The sequence below is a fragment of the Pollutimonas harenae genome (assembly GCF_004153685.1).
In the GTDB taxonomy this organism is placed as follows: Bacteria; Pseudomonadota; Gammaproteobacteria; order Burkholderiales; family Burkholderiaceae_B; genus Pusillimonas_C; species Pusillimonas_C harenae.
Window position 1 is genome coordinate 14,559 of record NZ_SDQD01000005.1, and the last position, 24,650, is coordinate 39,208.

At 56.1% G+C, this 24,650-nt stretch carries 26 protein-coding genes and 1 other RNA gene; 13 read left to right on the plus strand and 14 right to left on the minus strand.

The genetic code is table 11. From position 1 onward, the window contains the following. The first annotated feature begins 77 nt into the window (after positions 1-77). The 6 genes from ERD84_RS15520 (at position 78) to ERD84_RS15545 (ending at position 7,201) form a co-directional block, all read left to right on the plus strand. Complete coding sequence (locus tag ERD84_RS15520; protein WP_130040588.1) at positions 78-2,180, plus strand: AsmA family protein; 2,103 nt, start codon at positions 78-80, stop codon at positions 2,178-2,180. Between the two features lie 118 nt (positions 2,181-2,298). After that, complete coding sequence (locus tag ERD84_RS15525) at positions 2,299-2,490, plus strand: YqaE/Pmp3 family membrane protein (RefSeq protein WP_130040589.1); 192 nt, start codon at positions 2,299-2,301, stop codon at positions 2,488-2,490. 115 nt (positions 2,491-2,605) lie between these two features. Then, positions 2,606-4,132 (plus strand): ABC transporter ATP-binding protein, encoded by a 1,527-nt coding sequence (locus ERD84_RS15530; protein WP_130040590.1) that lies wholly within the window; start codon positions 2,606-2,608, stop codon positions 4,130-4,132. Further along, positions 4,125-5,183 carry an ABC transporter permease gene (locus tag ERD84_RS15535; RefSeq protein WP_130040591.1) on the plus strand — a complete coding sequence of 353 codons (1,059 nt, stop codon included), beginning with the start codon at positions 4,125-4,127 and terminating at the stop codon, positions 5,181-5,183. The genes ERD84_RS15530 and ERD84_RS15535 overlap by 8 nt, the downstream gene beginning before the upstream one ends. Next, on the plus strand, positions 5,184-6,101 hold the full coding sequence (locus ERD84_RS15540; protein ID WP_130040592.1) for an ABC transporter permease: 918 nt from the start codon (positions 5,184-5,186) through the stop codon (positions 6,099-6,101). It begins immediately after the preceding gene. An 8-nt stretch (positions 6,102-6,109) separates the two neighbouring features. Beyond that, positions 6,110-7,201 carry a BMP family ABC transporter substrate-binding protein gene (locus ERD84_RS15545; RefSeq protein ID WP_130040593.1) on the plus strand — a complete coding sequence of 364 codons (1,092 nt, stop codon included), beginning with the start codon at positions 6,110-6,112 and terminating at the stop codon, positions 7,199-7,201. A gap of 78 nt (positions 7,202-7,279) precedes the next feature. On the opposite strand, the gene ERD84_RS15550 is transcribed toward ERD84_RS15545, so the two are convergent. Both ERD84_RS15550 and ERD84_RS15555 read right to left on the minus strand, forming a co-directional pair. Beyond that, the gene (locus ERD84_RS15550) at positions 7,280-8,275 is read right to left on the minus strand and encodes an aldo/keto reductase (RefSeq protein WP_130040594.1); all 996 of its coding nucleotides are present in this window, start codon (positions 8,273-8,275) and stop codon (positions 7,280-7,282) included. A gap of 80 nt (positions 8,276-8,355) precedes the next feature. Continuing rightward, on the minus strand, positions 8,356-8,784 hold the full coding sequence (locus ERD84_RS15555) for a PaaI family thioesterase (RefSeq protein ID WP_130040595.1): 429 nt from the start codon (positions 8,782-8,784) through the stop codon (positions 8,356-8,358). Positions 8,785-8,921: 137 nt separating this feature from the next. Between ERD84_RS15555 and ERD84_RS15560 the strand changes: the two genes are divergently transcribed. After that, complete coding sequence (locus tag ERD84_RS15560) at positions 8,922-9,434, plus strand: copper chaperone PCu(A)C (protein ID WP_167667528.1); 513 nt, start codon at positions 8,922-8,924, stop codon at positions 9,432-9,434. A 9-nt stretch (positions 9,435-9,443) separates the two neighbouring features. Here ERD84_RS15560 and ERD84_RS15565 read toward each other — a convergent pair whose 3' ends face one another. The 9 genes from ERD84_RS15565 to ERD84_RS15605 form a co-directional block, all read right to left on the minus strand. Next, entirely contained in the window at positions 9,444-10,247 is an 804-nt protein-coding gene (locus ERD84_RS15565; RefSeq protein ID WP_130040597.1) for an alpha/beta fold hydrolase, read from the minus strand. A 3-nt stretch (positions 10,248-10,250) separates the two neighbouring features. Further along, positions 10,251-10,934, minus strand: coding sequence for a tol-pal system protein YbgF (gene ybgF / locus ERD84_RS15570; protein ID WP_130040598.1), 684 nt, complete (start codon positions 10,932-10,934; stop codon positions 10,251-10,253). A 70-nt stretch (positions 10,935-11,004) separates the two neighbouring features. Next, a complete protein-coding gene (gene pal / locus ERD84_RS15575) occupies positions 11,005-11,502 on the minus strand; it encodes a peptidoglycan-associated lipoprotein Pal (protein ID WP_130040599.1) in 498 nt (165 codons plus the stop codon). A gap of 33 nt (positions 11,503-11,535) precedes the next feature. Further along, positions 11,536-12,846: a Tol-Pal system beta propeller repeat protein TolB gene (tolB, locus tag ERD84_RS15580; protein ID WP_130040600.1), complete on the minus strand. Its 1,311-nt coding sequence runs from the start codon at positions 12,844-12,846 to the stop codon at positions 11,536-11,538. A 15-nt stretch (positions 12,847-12,861) separates the two neighbouring features. Further along, positions 12,862-14,121, minus strand: coding sequence for a cell envelope integrity protein TolA (tolA, locus tag ERD84_RS15585; RefSeq protein ID WP_245150722.1), 1,260 nt, complete (start codon positions 14,119-14,121; stop codon positions 12,862-12,864). 69 nt (positions 14,122-14,190) lie between these two features. Next, the gene (tolR, locus tag ERD84_RS15590; RefSeq protein WP_130040602.1) at positions 14,191-14,637 is read right to left on the minus strand and encodes a protein TolR; all 447 of its coding nucleotides are present in this window, start codon (positions 14,635-14,637) and stop codon (positions 14,191-14,193) included. Beyond that, the gene (gene tolQ / locus ERD84_RS15595) at positions 14,637-15,311 is read right to left on the minus strand and encodes a protein TolQ (RefSeq protein WP_130040603.1); all 675 of its coding nucleotides are present in this window, start codon (positions 15,309-15,311) and stop codon (positions 14,637-14,639) included. Before tolQ ends, tolR begins: the two co-directional genes overlap by 1 nt. A gap of 2 nt (positions 15,312-15,313) precedes the next feature. After that, positions 15,314-15,739 (minus strand): tol-pal system-associated acyl-CoA thioesterase, encoded by a 426-nt coding sequence (ybgC, locus tag ERD84_RS15600; protein WP_130040604.1) that lies wholly within the window; start codon positions 15,737-15,739, stop codon positions 15,314-15,316. A gap of 40 nt (positions 15,740-15,779) precedes the next feature. Continuing rightward, positions 15,780-17,513, minus strand: coding sequence for a proline--tRNA ligase (locus ERD84_RS15605; protein ID WP_130040605.1), 1,734 nt, complete (start codon positions 17,511-17,513; stop codon positions 15,780-15,782). 65 nt (positions 17,514-17,578) lie between these two features. On the opposite strand from ERD84_RS15605, the gene ERD84_RS15610 reads away from it, so the two are divergent. From ERD84_RS15610 to ERD84_RS15620, 3 genes are read left to right on the plus strand one after another with little or no spacing between them, the layout of a single operon-like run. Beyond that, complete coding sequence (locus ERD84_RS15610; protein ID WP_130040606.1) at positions 17,579-18,145, plus strand: RNA pyrophosphohydrolase; 567 nt, start codon at positions 17,579-17,581, stop codon at positions 18,143-18,145. Further along, positions 18,126-18,815, plus strand: a complete 690-nt coding sequence (locus ERD84_RS15615) for a response regulator (protein ID WP_130040607.1) — start codon at positions 18,126-18,128, stop codon at positions 18,813-18,815. Before ERD84_RS15610 ends, ERD84_RS15615 begins: the two co-directional genes overlap by 20 nt. Before the next feature lies 1 nt (position 18,816). Beyond that, positions 18,817-20,307 carry a sensor histidine kinase gene (locus tag ERD84_RS15620; RefSeq protein WP_167667530.1) on the plus strand — a complete coding sequence of 497 codons (1,491 nt, stop codon included), beginning with the start codon at positions 18,817-18,819 and terminating at the stop codon, positions 20,305-20,307. A 9-nt stretch (positions 20,308-20,316) separates the two neighbouring features. Here the strand turns inward: ERD84_RS15620 and ERD84_RS15625 are convergent, their stop codons facing one another. The 3 genes from ERD84_RS15625 to ERD84_RS15635 all read right to left on the minus strand — a co-directional run bounded on the left by ERD84_RS15625 (position 20,317) and on the right by ERD84_RS15635 (position 23,376). Beyond that, a complete protein-coding gene (locus ERD84_RS15625) occupies positions 20,317-21,219 on the minus strand; it encodes an NAD(P)-dependent oxidoreductase (protein WP_130040608.1) in 903 nt (300 codons plus the stop codon). 177 nt (positions 21,220-21,396) lie between these two features. After that, entirely contained in the window at positions 21,397-22,902 is a 1,506-nt protein-coding gene (locus tag ERD84_RS15630; RefSeq protein ID WP_130040609.1) for a tripartite tricarboxylate transporter permease, read from the minus strand. 12 nt (positions 22,903-22,914) lie between these two features. Beyond that, complete coding sequence (locus ERD84_RS15635; RefSeq protein ID WP_130040610.1) at positions 22,915-23,376, minus strand: tripartite tricarboxylate transporter TctB family protein; 462 nt, start codon at positions 23,374-23,376, stop codon at positions 22,915-22,917. Between the two features lie 321 nt (positions 23,377-23,697). On the opposite strand from ERD84_RS15635, the gene ERD84_RS15640 reads away from it, so the two are divergent. The 3 genes from ERD84_RS15640 to ssrS all read left to right on the plus strand — a co-directional run bounded on the left by ERD84_RS15640 (position 23,698) and on the right by ssrS (position 24,644). After that, the gene (locus tag ERD84_RS15640; RefSeq protein ID WP_130040611.1) at positions 23,698-24,102 is read left to right on the plus strand and encodes a hypothetical protein; all 405 of its coding nucleotides are present in this window, start codon (positions 23,698-23,700) and stop codon (positions 24,100-24,102) included. Positions 24,103-24,108: 6 nt separating this feature from the next. Continuing rightward, the gene (locus tag ERD84_RS15645) at positions 24,109-24,420 is read left to right on the plus strand and encodes a cell division protein ZapA (RefSeq protein WP_130040612.1); all 312 of its coding nucleotides are present in this window, start codon (positions 24,109-24,111) and stop codon (positions 24,418-24,420) included. 42 nt (positions 24,421-24,462) lie between these two features. Further along, a non-coding RNA gene (gene ssrS / locus ERD84_RS15650) (6S RNA) lies at positions 24,463-24,644 on the plus strand. The last annotated feature ends 6 nt before the right edge of the window (positions 24,645-24,650 follow it).

The window sequence follows — 24,650 nt, forward strand, 5'->3', positions numbered from 1 at the left end:
TTCTCTTGAGCGGCCTACAATAAGATTATCTTGCCGGCCGTCCTGGCGGCTTCGGCTGCAACCCAAGGGTGACAACGATGCCGCGCTATGCCAAAGTCATACTGAGTTTCTGCCTGGTGCTGATACTGATTTTGGCTTTGGCACTAACCTTGCTGGCGACTTTCAACTGGAATCATGCGCGACCCTGGATCAATCGTCAGGCTACCGATCTGGCTGACCGTCCGGTGGCTATTCACGGAGATCTCAACGTCGAGTGGACCAGGCCGCATGATGAGCCGGGTTGGCGCGGTTGGTTGCCCTGGCCGAAAATTTCCGCTGGTAGTATCGTTGTAGGGAGCCCCCTATGGGCGCCCCACGAACAAAACATGGCTCAGATCTCGCAACTGAGCGCATTGATCAATCCAGCCGCCTTGCTCGAGCGCACGGTGCAAATCGCCAGCTTGCAAATAGGTCAGGCCGATCTGCTGCTACATAGGCAGGCTGATGGCGCGGCCAACTGGACCCTGCACAAAGAGCCCCAGGAAAGCGCGTCGGCATGGAAGGTAGACTTGCAAACATTGTCTCTCGAAGGCGTGCATGCTCAAGTCATTGATGCAGTCAGTACGCTCGACCTGAAGGTGGAGTTGAATACCTTGCAAGAGCAGGGGGCCGAAGACTACGGCATAGGCTGGAACGCCGAAGGCACCTATCATGATGCCAAAATCAAAGGCGAAGGCAAAACAGGCGGCTTGTTGTCGTTGCGCGAAGACAGCGAGCCCTTTCCTGTGCAAGGTCAGGTGCATATCGGCAGCACCACCATAGCACTTGAAGGTTCGGTAGTTCGGCCCCAGAATCTTGCCGCACTCGATGTTGAGCTGAAGCTGTCGGGTGACACCATGGCCGATTTGTACCCTTTGCTGGGCCTGGCTTTGCCCAACACACCGCCTTATCGTACCAAAGGTCATCTTATCGGCAAGCTGGAGGGCGACGACACCTGGCGCTATGAGTCCTTCCAGGGCGTAGTCGGCAAGAGTGACCTTGCGGGTACGCTGGTTTATCAGGTTCGCAAGCCCCGGTCTGTGCTGACTGGCGCCGTACAGTCGAAGCTGCTGCGGCTTCAGGATCTGGGACCATTGATTGGAGCCGACACTAGTGATGTCAAGGCTAAGAAGAAGCCAGCCGATCAGGCTTCCCAGCCAGCCGATAAAGTCTTGCCGGCTGCTGCCATCGGCACGGATGCGTGGGGCACCATGGATGCCGACGTCAAGTTCAAGGGCGAGCGCATTCTGCGCGATAAAGACTTGCCGTTGGATAATATCGAAGCTCACGTCAAACTGCAGAACAAAGTACTGTCTTTCACGCCTTTGAACTTCGGGATAGCGGGCGGCACCTTGAGCAATACGCTGACGCTCAATGGCCAAGGGCCGCGCATCAAGGCCGAGCTGGATACTGCTGCGCGTAACATGAAGCTGCAAAAGCTGTTTCCCGGCGCCGAGAGCATGAATGCCAGTTTTGGTGAGCTGCATGGTGATGCCAGAATAACTGCGCAGGGCCGTTCAGTTGCCGAACTGCTGGCCCATTCGAATGGTGAAATAAAAGCGCTGGTCAGTCGCGGTACGATCAGCAACTACCTGCTGGAGGCAGCTGGCCTGAATGTGGCCAATATGGTGATGCTCAAGCTTTTTGGTGATGAGCAGATCGTGCTCAACTGTCTGGCCAGCGACTTCGATGTCAAAGACGGACTGATGACCGCCAGGGCGTTCAGGCTGGAAACCGATGACACCATTGTCGATGTCAGCGGCACCATCAATCTTGCTACAGAAGAGCTCGATCTGGATATTCGTCCGGCCAACAAGACCATGCGTATCTTTACACTGCGCTCGCCCTTGTATGCAAAAGGAACATTCAAAAATCCCGATGTGGGCGTGCAGACGGGACCCTTGCTGCTACGGGCGGGGTCTGCAATAGTGCTGGGCGTAGTGGCTACACCCTTTGCGGCACTATTGCCTTTGCTGAATGTAGGAGCCGATGACGCCACCGGCTGCAGTTCTTTGGTGGCTTCGGCCAATGCAGATCCCAAGGCGCCTCCGCCGGGGGTGTCAGCGACGAATAAAACGTCAAATTCCCGGCCTGATACCGGCAATCGGCCAGCCGATGATGACAACCGGAAGAACTGGCCGTCCATGCAATCCAAGCCCTAAGCAAGCCAGACACCTGCCTGCCCTTTGGCGGGTTTGAGTATGCAAATCAGGGTGCATCTGAGGGGCCTGGGCTGTAGCGGTTAGAATAGCGCCCTTAAACCTTACTGATGGACAATCCATGCGTTTGATCATTGCCCTCCTATTGCCCTGGTTGACCTTTTTCACCATTGGTCGTCCGATAGCCGGCATTATTTGCCTGATTTTGCAAATTACCCTCATTGGCTGGATTCCGGCCACTATTTGGGCGGTTTACGCACTAAGTCAGTACAAAACCGACAAAAAAATAGAAAAAGCCCTGGGTTCACGCTAGCCAGCGGTCAGGTGCTAGGGGTTATCCCCTTCAGAATATCTTCGGATTTGACGGTAGAATTTTCCAAGGCAGGTCTACCTACCTGCGTCGTGTGTGGCCAGCACAAAAAAAATACATGACCTCTCGTCTTGCTCTTAAAAATATCTCGAAGCGCTATCCGGCCGTGGTAGCCAACGATGGTGTCGACCTGACTGTGCAGCCGGGTGAGATCCATGCGGTGCTGGGCGAGAACGGTGCAGGCAAGTCCACACTCATGAAAATTATCTACGGAGTCACAGCACCCGACTCCGGCCAGGTATTCTGGGACGGACAGGAAATCCATGTTTCCAGTCCTGCAGCCGCCCGGCAGTTGGGCATAGGCATGGTCTTCCAGCACTTTTCCCTGTTCGATACGCTCACGGTGACCGAGAACATCGCCCTGGGCCTGCCCCAAGGCACGCGTCTTGACGAACTCGAACGACGCATTGCCGACACAGCTAACGAATATGGTCTCGACCTTGAACCCTCTCGGCATGTGCATACGCTGTCCGTAGGCGAATGCCAGCGTGTGGAAATCGTCCGTGCGCTTTTGGGACGACCGCGCCTGCTCATTCTTGATGAGCCCACTTCTGTGCTGACGCCGCAGGCGGTTGGCAAGTTATTTGATACCTTGCGTCAGCTCGCCTCAGAAGGCTGCAGCATTTTGTACATCAGCCACAAGCTCGACGAGATACGTGCGCTGTGCCATACCTGCACCGTCATGCGCGGTGGCAAGGTTACAGGCGTATGCAAGCCGGGCGAACAAACCGAGGCAAGCTTGTCGCGCTTAATGATAGGTGCCGAGCCTCCCGTCGTCACGCACAGGCCGGCGCCACCCAGAGAAAAACTTCTGTCGGTACACCAGTTGTCGCTGGGCAAGGCACACCCTTTTGCTACCGAGCTCAGCAATATAAGCTTTGATGTCCATGCGGGCGAGATTCTGGGAATTGCCGGTGTATCTGGTAATGGTCAACAAGAGCTGCTGGCTGTCTTGTCGGGCGAAGATACGCGTGCAGATCCGAATGCCGTCTGGTTCGATGGGCAGGCGGTGGGACGCCGCTCAGCAGCGTGGCGGCGCGCCAGGGGTATGGCGTTTGTGCCTGAAGAGCGCTTGGGCCGCGGCGCAGTTCCCGAGCTGTCGCTGGCTCAAAATATTTTGCTGTCCCATCAGGATAACTCCACCATCAGGCGAGGGTTTATCCGGAAGGGGGAGATCAGCAGGCTGGCTGGCGAGATCATCGAGCGCTTTGGAGTCAAAGCGGCGGGTCCGCAGGCGCAAGCGGGCAGCCTGTCGGGCGGCAATCTGCAAAAGTATATTATCGGGCGCGAGGTGACGCGCCGGCCCAAGGCCCTGTTGGTCGCGCAGCCTACATGGGGCGTCGATGTGGGGGCGGCCGCCCAAATACGCTCTGAATTGCTGGCATTGCGCGACGCGGGCTGTGCGCTCCTGATCATCTCTGAAGAGCTGGACGAGCTGTTTCAGGTCTCTGATCGGCTCATTGTCATTGCCAAAGGTCGTGTGTCGCCTGCCATCAAGACGGCTGAGGCCGACCTCGATCTGATCGGGCAGTGGATGAGTGGTCTGTGGGCAGGCAGCGCTGCTACGGAGTCGGCGCATGTTTAGGCTGGAACCTCGCGCCCAGCCATCGATCTGGATGGCATGGTTTTCCCCGGTGCTTGCGGTGCTGCTCACCATGTTCTGCGGCCTGATCCTGTTCCTTGCTGTGGGCAAAGATCCTTTTGCCAGCCTGGCAGTTTTTTTCCTGGAGCCCATTAAAGATCTTCGAGGTTGGTCCGAGGTGGGCGTCAAGGTGGCACCCCTGCTGCTGATTTCGGTGGGTCTCGCTATTTGTTTTCGCGCCAGTGTGTTCAATATCGGTGCGGAAGGGCAACTGGTAGTGGGGGCGATTGCCTCTGGCGCTGTCATTCTGTACTTTGACGATGGAAGCAACGGCGGTTTCGTGCTCATGTCACTGGCTTTGGTGGCCGGTGCGGTGGGTGGCGCCTTATGGGCCGCTATCGTGGCGCTCCTGCGCGACCGGTACAACGCCAACGAGATTCTGGTCTCACTCATGCTGGTGTATGTGGCGGAACTTCTGCTCAGTTATCTGGTACATGGGGCCTTGATGGACCCTGACGGCTTTGGTTTTCCACAATCACGGCTTTTTTCCGATGGCTTCCTGCTGCCCATGATCCTGCCCGGTACGCGCCTGCATCTTGGCATATTGCTGGCAGTTATCGCCGCACTGGCCGGTTGGTTGTATTTGTCGCGTAGCTTTTCGGGTTTCAAGCTGCAGGTTGGCGGTATGGCGCCCAGGGCGGCACGATACGCAGGCTTTTCGTCGCGCCGCAGTCTATGGACGGTATTGTGCGTATCAGGCGCCTTGGCTGGGCTGGCGGGTGCTTGCGAGATCATGGGGCCTATCGGCCAGCTGACTCCATCCGTATCGCCCGGCTATGGCTTTGCCGCCATCATCGTGGCATTTGTTGGCCGACTGCATCCCATAGGCGTGGTTTTTTCCAGCTTTATCATGGCCTTGCTGTACATAGGCGGCGAGCTGTCACAAAGCCGGCTTGGCATGCCCAGTGCCATTACCGGTATTTTCCAGGGGATACTCTTGTTTTCGCTACTGGCCTGCGATGTGCTGATCCATAACCGACTGCGGAGAAAATAAATGGATGCACTGGCGCCGCTAATTGCTTCGGCCATCAATGCCGGCACCCCTTTGATGCTTGCTGCGCTAGGCCTGCTTGTCAACGAGAAGTCGGGTGTCATCAACCTGGGATCCGAGGGCATGATGCTGGTTGCCGCTGTAGTAGGGTTTGCGGTAACGCTGCAGAGCGACAGCGTTACCCTGGGCTTTATGGCTGGGGCACTGGCGGGAATGACTATGGCGGGCTTCTTTGCCTGGCTTACTGTCTGGCTGGGCGCCAATCAGATTGCCACGGGTCTGGCGTTGTCGCTCTTTGGAGTGGGGGCTTCGGCCTATATAGGCATAGACTATGTAGGTGACAGCCTGCAGGCCGATAGCTTCGGTATCCCATGGCTGCAAGACATTCCTTTTCTGGGCCAGGCCTTGTTCCGGCAGCATCCCATGGTTTATTTGTCATTGCTGTTGTGTGCCGGCATTGCCTGGTTCTTGAGCCGTACCCGGGGCGGTCTGGTGCTGCGTGCGGTTGGTGAGTCGCCGTCTTCCGCGCATTCATTAGGTTATAGCGTGCGCCGCATCCGTTTGTATGCGCTATTGTTCGGTGGTGCCTGCTGTGGTCTGGCTGGGGCCTTCATGTCGCTGGTGTACACACCTATGTGGGTGGAAGACATGGTGGCGGGGCGTGGCTGGATCGCTTTGGCCCTTACCACCTTTGCCACCTGGCGTCCGGCTCGCGTCCTGATTGGTGCTTATTTGTTTGGCGGAATCACCATTCTTACCTATCATATGCAAGCATTGGGCGTGCCCATTGCATCGCAACTGCTTTCCATGCTGCCGTATCTTGCCACGATTCTGGTGCTGGTACTTATTTCACGCAATGCAAACTGGATCAGGCTGAACATGCCTGCTTCTCTTGGTAAAAACTTCAACCCGAACACCTAAGGATAATCATGTCTGCAAAATTTTTACGCAAAGCGCTATGCGCAGCAGCCCTTGTTCCGGCCATGGCTTTGGTAAGCACCGCAGGCGCGGCTGAGAAAGAGCCCTTGAAAGTCGGTTTCGTGTATGTAAGCCCCATCGGTGAGGCTGGCTGGACCTGGCAGCAAGATATTGGCCGCAAACAAATGGAAAAGGCGCTGGGCGACAAGGTCAAGACACAGTATGTCGAGGACGTACCCGAAGGTGCTGACGCCGAGCGCGTTATTCGAGACCTGGCGCAGCAAGGTAACAAGCTTATCTTCACAACGTCTTTTGGCTACATGAACCCTACACTGAAAGTCGCCAGGCAGTTTCCCGACGTCAAGTTTGTTCATTCAACCGGTTATAAAACCGCGCCCAATGTAGCCACCACCAATTCGCGCTTCTACGAGGCTCGCTATCTGGCAGGCATCATTGCCGGCAAAATGACCAAGTCGAATGTGGCCGGTTACGTAGGTGCCTTCCCCATTCCTGAGGTATTGCAAGGTATCAATGCCTTTACCCGTGGCATGCGCAGCGTCAATCCCGACGCCGAAGTACGGGTTATCTGGGTCAACAGCTGGTTTGATCCAGGTAAAGAGCGCGATGCTGCCCTGGCGCTCATGGGGCAGGGTGCCGACATTGTCACGCATCATACCGACTCCACCGCCACCGTACAGGCAGCCGAAGAGCAGGGCAAGTACGCTATTGCCTATCATTCCGACATGAGCAAATTTGGTCCGCACGCTCAGTTGGCCGCAGTCACCCACCACTGGGGCGAGTACTTCACCAAGGCAGCACAACAAGTGCTGGATGGTACATGGAAGTCAACCAGCACCTGGGGCGGCATCAAGGACGGTATGGCTGCCCTTGAAGGATTTGGTCCGGCTGTGCCCGACGATGTGAAGAAGCTGGTGGCGGAAAAACAGGCCGAGATCGTTGCCGGCACCTTGGCGCCCTTCGCCGCGCCGATTACTGACAACCAGGGCAAGGTTCAACTCGAAACAGGCGTGCTTGACGATGCGGGTTTGAACAAGATGAACTACTACGTGCAAGGCGTAGCCGGGCAGTTGCCAGGCAAGTAATCAGGCTGTCTTGGGGCGCTACCGGCCAAGGCAGCATTCTGTGCGTGTGCTGCTGGCTGTAAGCGCCCAAAAAGCATCTCAGCGTCCGAAAAACGGGTAGTTGGGGTCGTTGTAGCCCGGGGTAGAGCTATGCCCCGGAGTAACCAGAGCATCGACCAGGGCCTCTTCCTGTTCACTAAGCTCAATATCAAGCGCAGGGTAATAGTCTTCGAGCTGGATGAGTGTCCTGGGTCCGGCAATGACTGAGCTGACATGCTTGTTGGCCAGTACCCATGCCGTGGCAAAGTGTGCCAGCTTGATGTTGCGCGTCTGGCAATGCTCCTGCAATTTCTGTGCTGCCAGCAGTGACTCGTCGCGGAACTCTGTTTCCATCATTCTTTTGTCGTTTCGTGCTGCACGGCTTCCCGCCTGGGGAGTTTGGCCCACCTGGTACTTGCCTGTCAGTACGCCACGGGCGATCGGGCTATAGGGCACTACACCCAGGCCGTAGTGCGCGCAGGCCGGCAGAATTTCTACCTCGGGCTGGCGGTTCAGCAAGTTGTAATAAGGCTGGCATACGATGGGTTGTGGCACGTTCAACTGCTGGCACAGACGTATGACTTCGGCAATACGCCATCCTCGAAAGTTGGACAAGCCAAACGCACGAATCTTTCCGGCGCGAATCAGATCTCCCAGCGTATAGATGGCCTCTTCCAGGTTTTCCTGGTGAAAGTCACGGTGCATGTACAGAATGTCGATATGCCCGGTGGCCAGACGGCGCAGGCTGTTGTCGACTTCGCGCATGATCCAGTGTCGCGAATAATGCGACTGGTTTGGAAGCTTGCTCATGCTGTTTCCCAGCTTGGTGGCCAGAATCCAGTCGTTGCGGTGTGTCGTCAACAGCTGTCCCAGCATTTCTTCGGAACCGCCTTTGCTATAGACATCGGCCGTATCGATGAAATTGATACCGTGTTCATGTGCTGAGGCGACCATGCTCCTGGCTTCGGCAAGGTCGGTCTGGTCGGCAAACATCATGGTGCCCAGACAAAGGGCGGAAACCTGAAGGTTGCTGCGGCCGAGGCGTCGATATTGCATGGTTTTGTCTCTCTTTTACGGAATAAAGGGTTACGCCTGCATAACAGGACTAAGCGCATGTGAGCACAGGCAGGGTGGAGTCAGGCTTTGCGGGGCAGGGCCCAGGTACTGATAGCCTGGGCAACAGGTTCTCCGCCAGCGGCCGGCTCGAGCAGCACTTCGCCTGCAGCCAGCCTGCCTGTTTTCAATATAGTGGCGCGTGCCAATATACCGCCCGGAGGCGCCTTGCGCAAAAAATTGATGCTCAGGCTGGCGGTAACGGCTTCAGCATTACCGCTTGCGCCCACTACGGCGGCATATAGGGCCAGGTCGGCCAGGCCCATCAGCATGGGGCCAGCCACGATACCTCCAAGACGCTGGTGCGAGCTACTGTCGGGCAGTCGCAGCAATGATGTGCCGAAGCCGATTTCCAATACATCTATGCCCAGTATCGAAGCAAAGGGGTGATGGCTTTCCAGCAATTGATTGAAGTCGGTGATGCTTATCTTGGGAGCGTGCGTGGTTGTCATGTTCTGGGGGGAGAGCAGTGTTATGGCTTATGCGCCATAGTACACTTTAGCGTCTGAATTGCCTGACGCAAGTCAAGCCGTGCCTGATCCGGGCACGCTACTCTGTCAGTGCAATAAATTCTTCCTGGGAGTCGCTCGTGAAAATATTTGTTCTGGCCGGTTTGATTGCATTCAGTGGTGTTGCCCTCGCCAATAGCGGCCATTCTGCGCACACCTCGCAACATGGCCATGCTGCTGCAGATTTGCAGACACAGGCAGCCCAGGCCCAGCCATCCCAGTCCATCCAGGTGTCGGGATGCTGGATACGCTCGTTACCGGCGCCTGCGCCTTCGGCGGGTTACTTCCTGATCAAGAACAGCGGCAATCATGACGTCAAGCTGCAAGCTGCGGTATCGTCTACTTACGGTATGGTCATGTTGCACCAGACTACCCAGCACGATGGCATGAGTAAAATGTCGGAAACCCACGAGGTGGTCATACCAGCGGCTGGTGAGCTTGAGTTCAAGCCAGGCAGCTATCACGCCATGCTCGAGCAGGCGAAAAAGGCGCCAGCCATCGGCAGCCAGGTAGCCATAGACTTTTTATTCGACAACGGCGAAAAGGCCAGCGCGCAATGCGAGGTCAAGCCGGCCAATACTAAAGCGCACTAAGCCGGTTTGCTAAGACGTGGCCTGGTCCAGAAACCGGGCTACGGCCAGGTTGAACGCCTTGGCATTACCCAGGTTCATGCCGTGTGATGCCAAAGGTATGGTAACGCGCGAGGCCTGGGCCAGCGCCTGCTCCAGGATATCCAGTCGACTGCCGTAGCGGGCCGGGCTATTCGCCCCGCCTATCAACAATACCGGGCATTGCAGGCCGCTAGCCCTGTCCAGGCTTACAGCCAGATTGGTTTCGCGAATTTGTGACAGTAATGTGTAGGCATTGTCTTTGACCATGGTCTTGAACCAGCCTACCATTTGTCGCCATGTGCCCGGCCCACTGACATTGTCTATAAAGTCGGCCAAGGCATCGTCGACTTCACCGCGCTTGAGCCGGTCAACGGCTTGGGAATGGGAGGGAGTGGTTTCTGCTTCGCCTTCAAAGCGGAATCCCGGATCGGCCAGGATAAGGCTTCGTGTAAGCTCGGGTGCACGGCATGCCAGATCCAGGGCAACATGTGCGCCGCGCGAGTGACCCAGCACATGTACAGGCCGGTCAGGGCTGAGCTCCTGGATCAGGGTTTGGAGGTCACGGCTGTGCTGGGCGATGCTGAATGTATCGTCTTCTGTGGTAAATGCCTCGGGCCAGTAGCCACGCAAACTGGGCGCCACGACCTGATGATTTTGGCTTAATGCAGGTAGTTGCCAGCGCCAATAACGGTAATCACACAGCGAGCCGTGTATCAGAAGCAGGGTTTCTCCTTCTCCGGCAAGCTGGAAGTGCAACCGATGCCCGGAGACATTGGTATACGTTTGTACAGTCATCGGCTACAACAGTTTCAAGCGACTCTTTGCTGTTTCGGCAGCGGACGTGTCGGGATAGTCTTTGACGATTTTCTGCAGGCTGGATTTGGCGCCGGCCAAGTCACCCAGCTCGATCTGGCTGGCGGCAATCACCAGTAGTGCGTCGGGTGCGCGTGGATCTTGTGGCGTATCCCGGATCATGCCCTGCAATCCTTGAATGGAGCCTTTGAAGTCTTTACTGGCGTAACGGCTGCTACCCTGGTAGAAACGCGCCTCAGGAGCCAGCTGGCTGTTGGGGTACGCCTGAAGGAAGTCTTCGAAGCTGGCCGCTGCTTCTTTGTACTTGCCGCTACGAAACAAGCCCATGGGGCCCTCATAGGCTGCTTGTTCTTGCGGGTCGGCCACTTGGGGGGTATTGCCGCCGGTCTGGTCCTGGCTCGAGCGTTGCTGCAGATCGGACTGCCAGTTCAGTTGTTCCAGTTGCCCGCGCATGCGCGCCATTTCGTGTTGCATGGTCTGGATCTGGTCAGCGAATTGCAGCCGTGCTTGCCGGTTTTGGTCTTCATAGCGCTTGACTTGCTCACGCAGCTCGAGAATGGCCCGGCGTGCTTCATCGTCAGAAAATGCCTGGGCGGGAGTCGTAAAGGCTGCGGACATGGAAATGGTGGTTAGCAGTGCAATGCGCAGGGACTGGGTGTAAACGCTCATTTTGTGTTCCGTTCAAATAAAAACGCCGCGGCGGAAGCCGCCACGGCGTTAGAGTGACACGCGTCCAGTATTATCGCTGATACACGATATCTGCACGACGGTTTTCTGCGAAGTCGGCCTCGGTGTTTCCCGTGGCGCGAGGCCGTTCTTTACCGAAGCTGATGGCTTCGATCTGGCCGGCGTTGACGCCCAACAAGGTCATCATGCGTGCAACGGCTTCGGAGCGACGCTGGCCCAAGGCCAGGTTGTATTCCGAACCGCCGCGCGCGTCGGCATTACCCTCAATGACGATATTTTGCTGTGCGTGGCTGGATAAGTACGAAGCATGCATTTCAACCAGACTGCGGTATTGGTCAGGGACGGTGTAGCTGTCAAAGTCAAAATAAACCGAGCGCTGTTGAGCTAGCGGGCTTTGAGGGTTGAAAGGGTCCATGACCTGCCCAGCGCTGGCCGAGTCGGACCCACTCGTGCCCGAGCCGCCGGCCTGGTCAAGTGGTACCGAACTACATGCAGCCAAAGTGGCTGCAAATGCGGCGATGGTAAGGCTTTTTGCGATGCGCGAGCTCATTTGATTTCCTTTAAAGAAGAGTCACACTGAAAGTTAATTGGTGAATGGTCCCCAGGTTGGTTCGCGTACCTTGCCGTTAAGTGCTGACAGTGTTTGGCGGACACGACCGTCGACAGAAGTAACGGCTAAAACACTGCGACCACCTTGTACAGAACTATAAAGGATTTGCATTCCGTTGGGTGCAAAACTTGGTGACTCGTCATCGGGCCCGGCGGTTAGCAACTGCTCTGAACCTGACCCCATGCTTTGTAATGCAATACGGAAAGCACCATTCCTTCTTGTAACGTACACCAGGCTGTTTCCATCTGGCGAGATCGCCGGTGAGATATTGTAACTGCCGTTGAATGTGATGCGTTGGGCGTCACCACCGCTGACCGGCACTTTGTAAATATGCGGGCTGCCACCTCTATCGCTGGTAAAAATCAGCGAATTGCCGTCGGCAGTGAATTGCGGTTCAGTGTCGATCATGGGCGAGCGCATGACGCGGCGCAGGCCAGAGCCGTCTGCATTGATGGTGTATATCTGGGAAATACTGTCGCGCGACAGCACAATAGCCAGACTCTGCCCATTGGGTGCCCAGGCGGGAGCACTGTTATTACCCTTGAAATTGGCCAGCGGTACACGCTGTCCTGAAGCCAGTGTTTGCACATAGACAACGGGCTTGCCGGTTTCAAAACTGACATAAGCCAATCGCTTGCCGTCTGGTGACCAGGCGGGGGAGATTATTGACTGCTTGGAGCGCAGCATGACCTGTGGATTTTGTCCGTCTGCATCAGCAATTTGTAACTCATATGTGTTGCCTGTTTGCAACACGTAGGCGATCCGTGTCGAGAACACACCGCGGATTCCGGTGATTTTTTCGTAGATGCGATCGGCAATCTGATGCGAAATACGGCGGAGTTCTTTCTCGGTACCGGAGAAAGCCACACCATCGAGTTGGGTTTTGCGTACGGTATCAACCAATCGGTAGCTGACGCTGTATTGGCTGCCGGACTGACTGATGGAGCCGTAGGCCAGATAGTCTGCACCGCGTCCACGCCACTCTTCATGGGCGATCGTGCTTTCGCTATTAAGGCTGGCGCCTGTGGCGTTGATCAGGCGGAATTGGCCGGAGCGGGTCAGGTCGGCACGAATGACTTCAGCCACTTTCTGGCCTTGGGCATCACCTGAAAAGTCGGCGATGGCGATGGGGTACTGAGTGGCCCCAACCCCTGAGATATCGACCCTTAGCTGAGCGAGGGATGGGCTAGCTGTAACAAGGCTGATTGCCAGCAGAAATATTCCCAAGGCCCAGGCGTGCCAGCGTAAGAGCATGGCACTTTTTGCTGGAGTGACGGCTGTCATATCTACTATCTCCTGTTAGTCGTACATGCGGTAATCACCTTCGACGGATGAAGGGTATTTACCTGAGGGCGGTTTCGGGAAGGGTGAGCACGCCTGAATTCCCTTTTGGACCGCGGCATCAAAGCGTGGGTTCCCCGAGGAACGGCGGATGCTGACACCTTTGACGGTACCGTCCGAGTTTAGTTGTGCTCTATATTGTACTGTCGGGTTGCTGGAACCTTGTCGTGGCGGCACGTTATAAATGACGCGAGGTCGGACGCAGGCGCGGACTTTTGCCGCATAGCCGCCATCACCGCCTCCGCCACCAGCCTGATTACGGTCGGATGTACCACCCGGAATACCGGCGGCACCCAATGCATCACCGTGCATGGCTTCGCGCAAGGCCTTGAGTTTGGCGGCTTTCTCGGCAGCAGCTTTCTTCTCGGCGGCGGCTTTCTTCTCAGCTGCGGCTTTCTTCTCAGCAGCAGCTTTCTTCTCAGCAGCGGCTTTCTCAGCAGCGGCTTTCTCAGCGGCAGCTTTCTCAGCAGCAGCTTTCTCAGCAGCAGCTTTCTCAGCAGCAGCTTTCTCAGCAGCAGCTTTCTCAGCAGCAGCCTTCTCGGCAGCAGCCTTCTCAGCAGCAGCTTTCTCGGCAGCGGCTTTCTCAGCAGCGGCTTTCTCAGCAGCAGCCTTCTCAGCAGCAGCCTTCTCAGCAGCAGCCTTCTCGGCAGCGGCTTTCTCAGCAGCGGCTTTCTCAGCAGCAGCCTTCTCGGCAGCGGCTTTCTCAGCAGCGGCTTTCTCAGCAGCAGCCTTCTCGGCAGCAGCTTTCTCGGCAGCAGCCTTCTCAGCCGCAGCTACCCGGGCCGCCTCTTCTTCCTGTTCACGTTTCTTGCGGGCCTCTTCCAGAGCGATATCGGGATCGATTTCCGGTTCGGGTAAGGGCTCTGCTTCAGGTTGAGGGGCTTGTTCAGTGGGAGCAGGTGTCGGCTCTGGCTCTGGCTCCGGTTCGGGCTGAGGCTCCGGTTGGGGGGAGGGTTCGGGCTGAGGTTCGGGTTCGGCGACGGGCTCAGCGGTTGTTTCCTGAGGCTCTTCGACCACATCCGGTTCGGTTTCCGGTTCAGCTGCCGTAGGCGTGGTGCCGTTGGCCCAAAGTTCTACCTGCACTGGATTGGGAGTTTTGGGTGCGGAAACAAAACCGAGCAGCATGAAAACGAACAGGGCGGCATGTATGGCTGCCGCATAGCCTAACCCCCGGCGATCATCGCGCTGTTCGGGAGTTAGCTCTGACGTTTTGCCCATATATTTCTTGATTCGCTTCATTGCGTTGCATGGTCAGCTTGAGGCCGTGATCTTGATGGCCTTTGCTGTTTAATTTGTTTGCTGTTGCGCATCGGGTTGTTGGTCGACCAACAGTCCTAGACGGGTGATGCCACTGCTGCGCAACTGATCCATGACCTTCATGACGGTTTCGTAGGGAACGCGTCCGTCGGCTGCAATGACAACAGGAGTTTCGGCAGTGATGCGGTTTTGTACTTCGGAAACCAGGCTTTCACTGTTGATTTGCTCGAATTCGGCACCCGCATCCCGGACGCGTAGCGCGATGGTTCCGTCCTCGCTTACCTGTACCTCGACGGGCTTGGCCTGCACTTCAGAGGCCTGGCCAACTGACGGCAGTTCGATGAGTCCGGGCGTAATCATGGGGGCGGTCACCATGAAAATAACCAGCAGTACCAGCATGACGTCAATGTACGGTACGACATTGATTTCGTTTTTCAGGCGACGGGAGCGGCCATTACCGCCACGAGCTGAAGGCATTAGCGCACCTGACGTTGCAAGATGTTCAGGAACTCGTCGATAAAGCTATCGAAACGAATGGAGAGCCGGTCGATTTCGTTGGTATAGCGGTTATAGGCAATAACCGCTGGAATGGCTGCAAACAGGCCGATGGCCGTGGCGATCAGGGCTTCTGCAATACCAGGAGCGACTGCCGACAAAGTGGCTTGCTGCATGGACGATAGGCCGATGAAAGCATGCATGATGCCCCACACCGTGCCCAACAGTCCAATGTATGGGCTGACCGAACCGGCCGAGGCCAGGAAGTTCAGATGCGACTCCAGTCCGTCCATTTCGCGCTGGTAGGTGGCGCGCATGGCTCGTCTGGGGCCGTCAAGTATGGCATCACCGTTGCTGCTGTTTCGGCGCGCCTTGATGAATTCCGTCATGCCGGCGTCGAAAATTCGTGCCAATGCGCCATGTTCGGCCCGGCGGGTGGCGATGGCTTGCTGCAAGACGGACAGATCGCCGCCCGCCCAGAAATCGTCTTCGAAACGGCGTGTTTGTTCATTGGCGCGTTTCAGGGCTGCACGCTTGCTGAAAATATATGCCCAGGACAAAATGGAGATGCCCAGCAAGACGAGCATGACAAATTGCACAGGGATGCTGGCATCGATCAGTAAGGTAATCAGCGACAGGTCGCTAGAGGCTTGCATGGTTATTTCTTGGCCTTTTCCAGTAGAGTTCTGAGTTCAGGGGTCAGTGCAGCAGGCTGCAATGTATTGGCATCGACGCAACAGACTTGGATACCGCTTTCACACAACAGTTCCCCAGCACGTAATGCGGATTGCTGGAAACTGATGGAGGCTGGCCCAACCCGGGTGATTGTGCTGTGTATAGACAGTAAATCGTCGAGCCTGGCAGGTTTGCGATATTGTATTTCAAGATTTTTGACTACAAATAGACGGTGCTCTTGTGCTGCGTAGGTTGATTGATCCACGCCAAGGTGGCGCAGCCACTCCGTCCGGCTTCTTTCGAAGAACTTCAGGTAGTTGGCGTAATACATGACGCCGCCTGCGTCTGTGTCCTCGTAATATACGCGAATATCCAGTTCAAAAAATGATTTGCTTGTTTCTATGGGCATGTCTTTCGTTAAGTGGTGTGACACAGGCAGGCAGCTTGCACTATAGCGAATTCAGCAGGTTTAATGCATGTTGCAACGCGTCGGCCACGGCGACTTTGTCGGCGGCTTCCTGACGACGTGCCTGTATTTCTACAATGCCGTCTTTCAGGCCACGATCACCTATGGTAATGCGTAATGGCACGCCAATGAGTTCCCAGTCGGCAAACATGATGCCGGGACGCACATCACGGTCGTCGAGCATGACCTCCACACCTTGCGCCTTCAGCTCTTGGTATAGCGTCTCTGCTGTGTTGCGGACTGTTTCACTTTTATGCCAGCCCATAGGGCAGATAACCAGCTCGAAGGGGGCGATGGATTTGGGCCAGATAATGCCCTTTTCGTCATGGCATTGTTCGATGGCCGCAGCGGCAATGCGGCTGATACCGATACCGTAGCAACCCATTTGCAAAAGGGCGGGTTTGCCGTCGGTTTCCAGGAAGGTCGCGTTGAGCGCTTTCGAGTACTTGTCGCCCAGAAAGAAAACGTGACCCACCTCGATGCCGCGCTGTATGGCCAGCTGGCCGCCGTCGTTGGCAGGATCTCCGGCAACGACGTTGCGCAGATCGGCCACTTTGGCCTCGGGCAGGTCGCGACCCCAGTTCACACCGGTGTAATGAAAGCCCTCGGTATTGGCGCCGCAAATAAAATTGCTCATGTTGGCGACGGTGCGGTCGGCAATGATAGTGACAGGCTTGATAGTGTTGATGGGCCCTAAATAGCCGGGCACGCAGCCGAAACTGTCCAGGATCTCGGCTTCGGTGGCAAAGCGGTATCCGTTTTCGAAACCTTCCAGCTTGCTTGTCTTGACTTCATTCAAATCGTGATCGCCGCGTAACAGCAGCAGCCAGATAGTGGCTTGTGCGGGATCATCGGGATTGTCGGTGGCCAGCACGATGGATTTGACGGTATCGGACAGAGGTTTGCCCAGCTGTTGCGCAACGAGTTCGCATTTGGGTGCATCGGGCGTGGACGTTTTGTTCAGTGCGTCGGTGGCCGCACCGCGCTGAGGAATCAGGCAAGCGGCTTCGGCCAGCTCGATGTTGGCGGCATACTGCGTGTCGGGGTTGTACACGATCAGATCTTCGCCTGTGTCGGCAATGACCTGGAATTCGTGGCTGCGGGAGCCTCCGATCGAGCCTGTGTCGGCGGCTACAGCACGGAAAGTCAGGCCGAGGCGCGTGAAGATGCGCATATAGGCATCGTACATGGCGTCATAGCTGGACTGTGCCGAGGCTTCGTCGCGATCGAAGGAATAGGCGTCCTTCATGGTGAACTCGCGCCCACGCATCAGACCGAAGCGAGGGCGGCGTTCGTCGCGAAACTTGGTCTGGATATGATAGAAATTCAAGGGTAGTTGGCGCCAACTATGAATTTCATTACGGGCGATGTCGGTAATGACCTCTTCGGATGTCGGTTGTAAAACAAAGTCACGTTGGTGGCGGTCTTTGATGCGCAGCAGTTCGGCACCATATTGCTCCCAGCGACCCGACTCGACCCAGAGCTCGGCAGGTTGCACCACAGGCATGAGCAACTCTATGGCGCCGGCCTTGTCCATTTCTTCGCGTACGATATTTTCGATTTTGCGCAAAATCCGCAGGCCCAATGGCATATAGGTGTAGATGCCGCCGGCTGCCTTGCGGATCATGCCGGCTCGTGTCATGAGCTGATGGCTTTTTACTTCGGCTTCTGCAGGTGCTTCTTTGAGGGTATTGATGTGATACTTGCTTGCATGCATGGTGAGGATCTCGACAGATACGTATAATCAACGTTAATTGTATTGAATTCGCTTTGAGGTGGCCTATGTTAGACCGCGAAGGCTACCGTCCTAATGTCGGCATTATCCTCGTAAATCAAAAAAATGAGGTTTTCTGGGGTAAACGTATTCGGGAGCATGCATGGCAGTTCCCCCAGGGGGGCATCAAGTACGGTGAAAGTCCCGTCCAGGCCATGTACCGAGAACTTCACGAAGAGGTGGGTTTACTGCCCGAACATGTTCGCATATTAGGCCGGACGCGTGACTGGCTGCGCTATAACGTACCGAGCAATTTTGTTCGCCGTGACTCGCGCAGCCACTATAAAGGGCAAAAACAGATCTGGTTTTTGTTGCGTATGGTTGGGCGCGACTCTGACGTCAGCCTGAGGGCGACCCGCAGCCCCGAGTTCGATGCCTGGCGCTGGAGCCAATATTGGGTTCCGCTCGAGGCAGTCATCGAGTTCAAGCGTGAGGTCTATACGCTTGCATTGAACGAACTGGCGGCCATCTTGTTCAAGCGTGGCCAGGAAACCCGCTATTTGCGGCAGCGTGTACAGAATCAGCGTACATCCATAGAGCAGGAAAACAAAAGTCATGCGCGTATTGTTAGTTGAAGACGAGCGCGAAATGGCTGCCTGGCTCGAAAGAGCATTGGCACAAAGCGGTTTTTTGCCTGAACATGCGCCCGATGCCCGTACCGCAGAAAGTCTGCTGGCGGCCTCAGGATACGATGCTGTCATCATGGACCTGCGGCTGCCAGACAAACACGGCCTGGTGTTGCTGCGCGAAATGCGTAACCGCGGCGATGTCACCCCTGTACTCATCCTGACCGCACAGGGAGCTCTGCAGGACCGCGTACGGGGCCTGAATCTGGGCGCCGACGACTTCCTGACCAAACCCTTTGCGCTCGAAGAGCTCGAGGCCAGGCTCGCCGCTCTGGTGCGCCGCAGTCGCGGTCGTCAGGCGCCATGCATGCAGTGTGGGTCCCTGATCTACGACAGCGAGAGCCGGGCCTTCGGCTTGGGAGGCGCTATTTTGCACCTCACCCCGCGTGAGCAGGCCGCTTTGGCCGTGCTGATTACCCGCAGCGGAATGCCTGTAGAAAAAAACCAGCTTTTCAATCGTGTTTTCGAGCATGACAGCGAAGCCGGCCTGGATGCTATTGAGGTTGTCCTGCATCGTCTGCGCAAGAAATTGGCGGGTAGCGATGTGCGTATTGTTACGGTTCGTGGTCTGGGCTATATGCTTGAAAGCATAGACACAGAAGCAGACGCCGACACCTGACATGGCCTGGTTTACACAGAAGCCTCCTGGGAGCATACGGTTCTGGCTGCTGGCCCTCCTGATCCCGGGGACCGTCGGATTGATGCTGTTCGATAGCTGGAACGATTACTACGCCCTGAAGACAGTCACCAGCGAGGTCTATGACAGTGCCTTGCTTGAACCGGCCAAAGTGCTGGAAACCAGTGTGGAATTCAATGCCGACGGCACATTGCGCATCGATCCGCCGTTCTATGCTCAGGTGATGCTCGAGTCCCGTGCCGGGAATCGCAAATACTTCAGGGTCGAAGAGGTTATGCCTACGGCTTCGTCCTTGTCAGGCATGCAGGGGAATGCGGTCGAGGGCGAGACTCTGTTGGGTATGCAGGGGTTGCCGCGACCAAAGGCGTTCGCCGACACCGAAGGCATGCCTGTGTTCTATACCGGCATGTATCGCAACGACGAAGTGCGCATGGTGGCCTTGTGGCGTGATCTGCATTACGACGGCTTGCGCAGGCAGGTCATCGTGCTAGTGGGTGAAAGTGTCGATGTGCGCATGCGCACCCTGCAAGAGGCCTGGAGGCAGGGTCTGTTTCGCGACGCCCGCATGCTGGTACTGGTCGTGCTGCTGGTCTGGTTCAGTGTCGCTTGGGCATTGCGTCCGCTGAACGAATTGAGGCGAAAGATCAAGGCGCGCGATATCGATAACCTGATGCCGCTCGACGCAAACCTGGTGCCTCACGAGGTGGTGCCCATGGTCAGGGCCGTCAACCACCACATTGGCTTGTACCGTAAGGTATTGGGAAAACAGGCTCAGTTTCTGGCCGATGCATCGCATCAGTTGCGTACCCCGTTGGCCATCATGCGTACCCAGGCCCAATATGCAAAACGTGAGCCGGATATCGCCAGAATGCGTGAAACCCTGGACGCCATTGTGCAGCAATTAGGCCAGGCATCGCGCCTGACTGAACAGCTGCTGTCGCTGGCTCATGCCAGCGGCAGCGATGTGGCTCCTCAAGGCAGAGTGGACTTGAACACGCTGGCGCGCGATGTAGTGCTGCAGTATTTGATGCTGGCGCGAGAGAAGCATCAGGATTTGGGTTGGGTTGATAGTACCGGCAATGAGGCCGATACGTCCGCCGGCAGGGTTCTGGTGTTGGGCAGTGATGCTGAAATCCACGAGGCCGTGGCCAATCTGGTGCATAACGCCATCAATCATGCGGGCGAAGGCTGCGCCATTACGGTATCTGCAGGGGCTGACGGCGAGCAAGCGTGGGTGAGTGTTTGTGATAACGGAATTGGCCTGGATCCATCCCTGCGCGAAACCGTATTTGGGCGCTTTGATCGAGGTGGCCTGGGCCACAAAAGCCGTGGCGGTTCAGGCTTGGGGTTGGCAATAGCGCTGGCTTATGCCGAACGCAATCGCGGAACCATCGTGTTGAAAGACGGCGACCCCTCGCCAGGCGGGGGGGTCGGCCTTTGTGCAGAGCTTCAGCTGCAGCGATACACCGAGTAATGAAGGTGATTAACGCAGGCGCTTGATCAGGCTGGAGGTATCCCAGCGGTTGCCGCCAAGTTTCTGGACATCTGCATAGAACTGATCGACCAATGCAGTGACCGGTACGCGTGCACCATTGCGATTGGCTTCAGACAGCACCAGGCCCAGGTCTTTACGCATCCAGTCGACAGCAAACCCGAAGTCGAATTTGTCGTCTATCATGGTGTGCCCGCGGTTTTCCATTTGCCAGCTTTGTGCGGCACCTTTGCTGATGACCCCCAGTACCTGCTGCATATCGAGCTTGGCCGCCTGGCCGAACGCAATGGCTTCGGACAAGCCTTGTACCAGGCCGGCGATACAGATTTGATTGACCATTTTGCACAGCTGACCTGAGCCGGGTGCGCCCAGCAAGGTGACGGCCTGCGCGAAATGGTATGCCAGTGGTTGTATGGTATCGAAATGCGCCTGTTCACCTCCGCACATGACTGTCAGGGCGCCATTGACGGCACCCGCCTGACCTCCTGAAACCGGCGCGTCGACAAAACCGACCCCTTGTTCTTTGGCTTTCTGGTGCAATTCGCGTGCGACCTCGGCCGAGGCTGTAGTGTGGTCGACCAGGATGGAACCCGCCGCCATGCCGGCCAGGGCGCCGTTCTCGCCCAGTATGACGCTGCGCAGATCATCATCGTTGCCTACGCAACAAAAGACGATGCTGGCGCCTTGCGCTGCTTCTTTGGGCGTCTTGGCTGCTTTGCCGCCAAACTCCTGGGCCCAGGCCTCTGCTTTGGCGGTGGTTCTGTTGTACACGGTAACCGTGTGGCCAGCCTTGGACAGGTGTCCGGCCATGGGGAAACCCATGACGCCCAAACCCAGGAATGCCACTTTGGCGGCGGGCTGGGTTTCGTAGGATCTGTCGTTGATGGAAGGCATGTCTTTGTTCTCCGTTAGTGTTTGAATAAGTGTACGTTTTCTCCAACCATAAGATTACCTCAATACTCTGTTAGAAAAAAACACTCGTGGAATCTGATGCATGCCTCCATAAGAAAAGGCCCGCTGGCTTTGCGCCGGCGGGTCTTTTCGAGTGAAAGCCTTGCTGAAATTAAGTACTTAGCCTTCGTCTACAAATGCTTCCTCACGTTTTTTCTTGATTGATGGCAGAGCGACCAGGACAACCAGGATAGCGGCTGCGATCAGCAGCGACATCGATAGAGGCCGTGTGACGAAAGTGGTGTAGTCGCCACGTGCCAGCAGCAATGCGCGCCGGAAGTTTTCTTCCATCATTGGCCCAAGGACCAGGCCCAGCAGCAAGGGCGCGCCTTCGCACTTGAGTTTGGCCCATATGTATCCCAGTAAACCAAACGCGGCCGTCATCCAGATGTCGAACACGTTGTAGTTCAGCGTATAGACACCGATAGTGCAGAAAACCAGAATGGCTGGGAACAATATGCGGTAGGGCACGTTGAGCAGTTTTACCCACAGGCCTACCAAAGGCAGGTTCAGAACGACCAGCATCAGGTTACCGATCCACATTGACACGATCAGGCCCCAGAACAAATCGGGGTGGCTGGTCATGACCTGTGGGCCAGGCTGGATATTGTGGATGGTCATGGCGCCGATCATCAGTGCAGTCACGGCGTTACCCGGAATACCTAGCGTCAACAGCGGGATGAATGAAGCCTGGGAACCGGCGTTGTTGGCTGATTCGGGACCTGCCAGGCCTGCAGGGTGGCCTTTGCCGAAACGCTCGGGAGTCTTGGAGAGTTTCTTTTCCAGTGTGTACGAAGCAAAGGACGACAGCACGGCACCACCGCCAGGCAGAATCCCCAGGCAGCAGCCCAATGCCGTACCGCGCACGCATGCGGGCCAGGCTTCCTTGAACTCTTGCTTGTTGGGATAAAGCGAACCCACTTTGCTGGTCAGGTCGACGCGCTGGTCTTTCAGTTCCAGGTTGCTCATGATTTCGGCGAAACCGAAAACACCCATGGCGACAGCGGCGAAGTCTATGCCGTCTTGCAGTTCGGGAATGCCGAAGTCGTAGCGGGCCACGCCCGAGTTGACGTCAGTACCGACCATGCCCAGCAACAGGCCCAGCAAAATCATGCAAATGGCCTTGGGCAGCGAACCGGATGCCAGCACCACGGCACCGATCAGGCCCAGCACCATGAGCGAGAAATATTCGGCCGGGCCGAACTTGAACGCGACTTCGGCCAATGGCGGGGCAAAGCCTGCAATCACGAGTGTGGCGACGCAGCCTGCAAAGAAGGAGCCCAGGGCGGCAATGGCCAGTGCGGCACCTGCTCGCCCGTTGCGGGCCATCTGGTGGCCATCGAGCACAGTAACGACCGCCGATGTTTCACCTGGCAATGCAACCAGAATGGCTGTCGTGGAACCGCCATAGGCGGCACCATAGTAAATACCTGCCAGCATGATCAGGCCGGCAACGGGAGGCAGGACGTATGTGATCGGCAACAGCATGGCGATGGTGGGTACCGGACCGACACCAGGCAGCACGCCGATAAGTGTTCCCAATATGCAGCCCAGCAAACAATAGGCCAGGTTTTCCAGACTGAGGGCAACTGAAAAGCCCAGCATCAAGTGTTCGATTAATTCCATTTCCGGCTCTCCTTAATTGCCTAGAAAGCTGGGCCACAAGGGGAAGATCAAGCCTAAACCCTTGATAAACGCAAGCCATACAAATAAAACCAAAAACAAGCCGGTAATGATGGAAACCTTCCAGCTGAATTCATGGCTGGCAAAGCTGCTGCCCACAACCAGCAGGAAGACAGTGAGATAGATACCCAAGTGGCTGAGCAGGACGCCACTGAGTGCCACCGAGCCAACAACAATTGCGGCGATCTTCCAGTCGAACTTTCCGATTTCGGTTTCAGTCGCTTTGGGCGACATTGCACCCAGAGCAACGATGGCGCCGAGCAGGGCAAGCAAGACACCCAACCAGAATGGGAAGTATCCAGGCCCCATTCGGGCCGATGTGCCCATCGAATAGCTGGTGGCACCCAGCGCAAATCCGACGCCTATGGCAAGAAACATGATTCCGGACCAAAAGTCCTCTTTATTTCTGAGCTGCATGTTGACCAAATCTCCCTGACAGCATGGTAAAACGGGCATTTACAGGTGTATGACCGCCAAGGCTTCGGATGGCGGTCAGCAAATACCGAAAGGTGAAGCATGGTAATGGACGGGTGGTAAGCTGAAAACCCCGATTTCCCCTCGGTTGTCTAGGGTTTACCCGCAATACTCATGTTTTTTTCATGATGTGGTAGCAGTAGGGTACTTGGTTCTTCCAAATTGAAAGATTATTGAAAGGGTTTGGAAAGAGCCATGAAAGGTTATGATTGGTTTTCAATTTTTCCTATTCACTTTCTGCCATGATGGTTTACGATAACGCCCATGTTGCAAGATCTTGATTCTCTCGCCGCCCGAATCGGGCAAATGGTGCAGTTCACTCGCCAACTGCAGAATGAACGCGCCGCGTTGCTGGCACGCCTTAAAAATCTCGAGCAAGAGCGCGATATGCTTCGCGATCAATTGCAGCGCAGCGAAGCCGAGCGCACAGAGTTATCTGCAAGCACAGGTACGCACGAAACACAGCTCAAGATGTTGCAGGCCGAGGCCGAGGCCGTGCAGGCACGTCAGCAAAGCGAACTGTCTCACTACAAAGCCGAGTCCGAAGCAATCGGCCAGCGTCTGGCGGCCAGTCAGGCAGACACCTCTCGTTTGCGACTGGTGGCGAGCAAGGCAAAAGAGCAGATCGATTCAATCTTGGTGCGCCTGCCTGGCGCGCCTCAGGAGTAAATGGCCATGGAACGCATCGACGTATCCATTCTTGGGCGTGATTATTCATTGGCATGTGCGCCAACTGAAAAAGAGGCCTTGCTTGCCGCGGTTCGTCATGTTGACCAGCGCATGCTGGGTGTCAAAGGTTCCGGCAAAATATCCAGCAATGAACGCATCGCAGTCATGGCAGCTATACAAATAGCTGGTGAGCTCCTGACCATGCGTGCGCCGGATGGTCCGCTGGGCAATGTTGCTGTCGGTGATTTCAAGCGCAAAATCGACGACATGAACGACTTGCTTGATCAAGTCGGCATGCCGGCCGCCCAACAAAAATAAAGATTTTGTTTTCCGAATGCACTGCTTGTGTGTTCAAATAGTTAAACCCTGCCGTGTTCGAGACTTGGCCATACATTCCTTGAACCAATGCTTATGGCATTAGGTTGCTGGATTGACAAGTAGGAGCGATCTTCTTAACGAAGAACCCGAAGCTTGACTGAAGGCGACCACCTTGGACCTCCGGTTCCAGGATGCCGGCCTTTGACGGCACAGGCGGGGCCATTATTCCA

Excerpts from the sequence above, each read along its gene's own strand:
- ERD84_RS15535 (WP_130040591.1), top strand. The coding sequence starts at position 4,125 with ATGTTTAGGCTGGAACCTCGCGCCCAGCCATCGATCTGGATGGCATGG.
- ERD84_RS15635 (WP_130040610.1), bottom strand. The coding sequence starts at position 23,376 with ATGCAGCTCAGAAATAAAGAGGACTTTTGGTCCGGAATCATGTTTCTT.
- tolR (WP_130040602.1), bottom strand. The coding sequence starts at position 14,637 with ATGCCTTCAGCTCGTGGCGGTAATGGCCGCTCCCGTCGCCTGAAAAAC.
- tolA (WP_245150722.1), bottom strand. The coding sequence starts at position 14,121 with ATGGGCAAAACGTCAGAGCTAACTCCCGAACAGCGCGATGATCGCCGG.
- ERD84_RS15530 (WP_130040590.1), top strand. The coding sequence starts at position 2,606 with ATGACCTCTCGTCTTGCTCTTAAAAATATCTCGAAGCGCTATCCGGCC.
- ybgC (WP_130040604.1), bottom strand. The coding sequence starts at position 15,739 with ATGCCCATAGAAACAAGCAAATCATTTTTTGAACTGGATATTCGCGTA.
- ERD84_RS15640 (WP_130040611.1), top strand. The coding sequence starts at position 23,698 with ATGTTGCAAGATCTTGATTCTCTCGCCGCCCGAATCGGGCAAATGGTG.
- ERD84_RS15620 (WP_167667530.1), top strand. The coding sequence starts at position 18,817 with ATGGCCTGGTTTACACAGAAGCCTCCTGGGAGCATACGGTTCTGGCTG.
- ERD84_RS15625 (WP_130040608.1), bottom strand. The coding sequence starts at position 21,219 with ATGCCTTCCATCAACGACAGATCCTACGAAACCCAGCCCGCCGCCAAA.
- ybgF (WP_130040598.1), bottom strand. The coding sequence starts at position 10,934 with ATGAGCGTTTACACCCAGTCCCTGCGCATTGCACTGCTAACCACCATT.
- ERD84_RS15605 (WP_130040605.1), bottom strand. The coding sequence starts at position 17,513 with ATGCATGCAAGCAAGTATCACATCAATACCCTCAAAGAAGCACCTGCA.
- ERD84_RS15645 (WP_130040612.1), top strand. The coding sequence starts at position 24,109 with ATGGAACGCATCGACGTATCCATTCTTGGGCGTGATTATTCATTGGCA.
- ERD84_RS15555 (WP_130040595.1), bottom strand. The coding sequence starts at position 8,784 with ATGACAACCACGCACGCTCCCAAGATAAGCATCACCGACTTCAATCAA.
- ERD84_RS15610 (WP_130040606.1), top strand. The coding sequence starts at position 17,579 with ATGTTAGACCGCGAAGGCTACCGTCCTAATGTCGGCATTATCCTCGTA.
- ERD84_RS15550 (WP_130040594.1), bottom strand. The coding sequence starts at position 8,275 with ATGCAATATCGACGCCTCGGCCGCAGCAACCTTCAGGTTTCCGCCCTT.
- ERD84_RS15565 (WP_130040597.1), bottom strand. The coding sequence starts at position 10,247 with ATGACTGTACAAACGTATACCAATGTCTCCGGGCATCGGTTGCACTTC.
- ERD84_RS15615 (WP_130040607.1), top strand. The coding sequence starts at position 18,126 with ATGCGCGTATTGTTAGTTGAAGACGAGCGCGAAATGGCTGCCTGGCTC.
- ERD84_RS15540 (WP_130040592.1), top strand. The coding sequence starts at position 5,184 with ATGGATGCACTGGCGCCGCTAATTGCTTCGGCCATCAATGCCGGCACC.
- tolQ (WP_130040603.1), bottom strand. The coding sequence starts at position 15,311 with ATGCAAGCCTCTAGCGACCTGTCGCTGATTACCTTACTGATCGATGCC.
- ERD84_RS15630 (WP_130040609.1), bottom strand. The coding sequence starts at position 22,902 with ATGGAATTAATCGAACACTTGATGCTGGGCTTTTCAGTTGCCCTCAGT.
- ERD84_RS15525 (WP_130040589.1), top strand. The coding sequence starts at position 2,299 with ATGCGTTTGATCATTGCCCTCCTATTGCCCTGGTTGACCTTTTTCACC.
- pal (WP_130040599.1), bottom strand. The coding sequence starts at position 11,502 with ATGAGCTCGCGCATCGCAAAAAGCCTTACCATCGCCGCATTTGCAGCC.
- ERD84_RS15545 (WP_130040593.1), top strand. The coding sequence starts at position 6,110 with ATGTCTGCAAAATTTTTACGCAAAGCGCTATGCGCAGCAGCCCTTGTT.
- ERD84_RS15520 (WP_130040588.1), top strand. The coding sequence starts at position 78 with ATGCCGCGCTATGCCAAAGTCATACTGAGTTTCTGCCTGGTGCTGATA.
- tolB (WP_130040600.1), bottom strand. The coding sequence starts at position 12,846 with ATGACAGCCGTCACTCCAGCAAAAAGTGCCATGCTCTTACGCTGGCAC.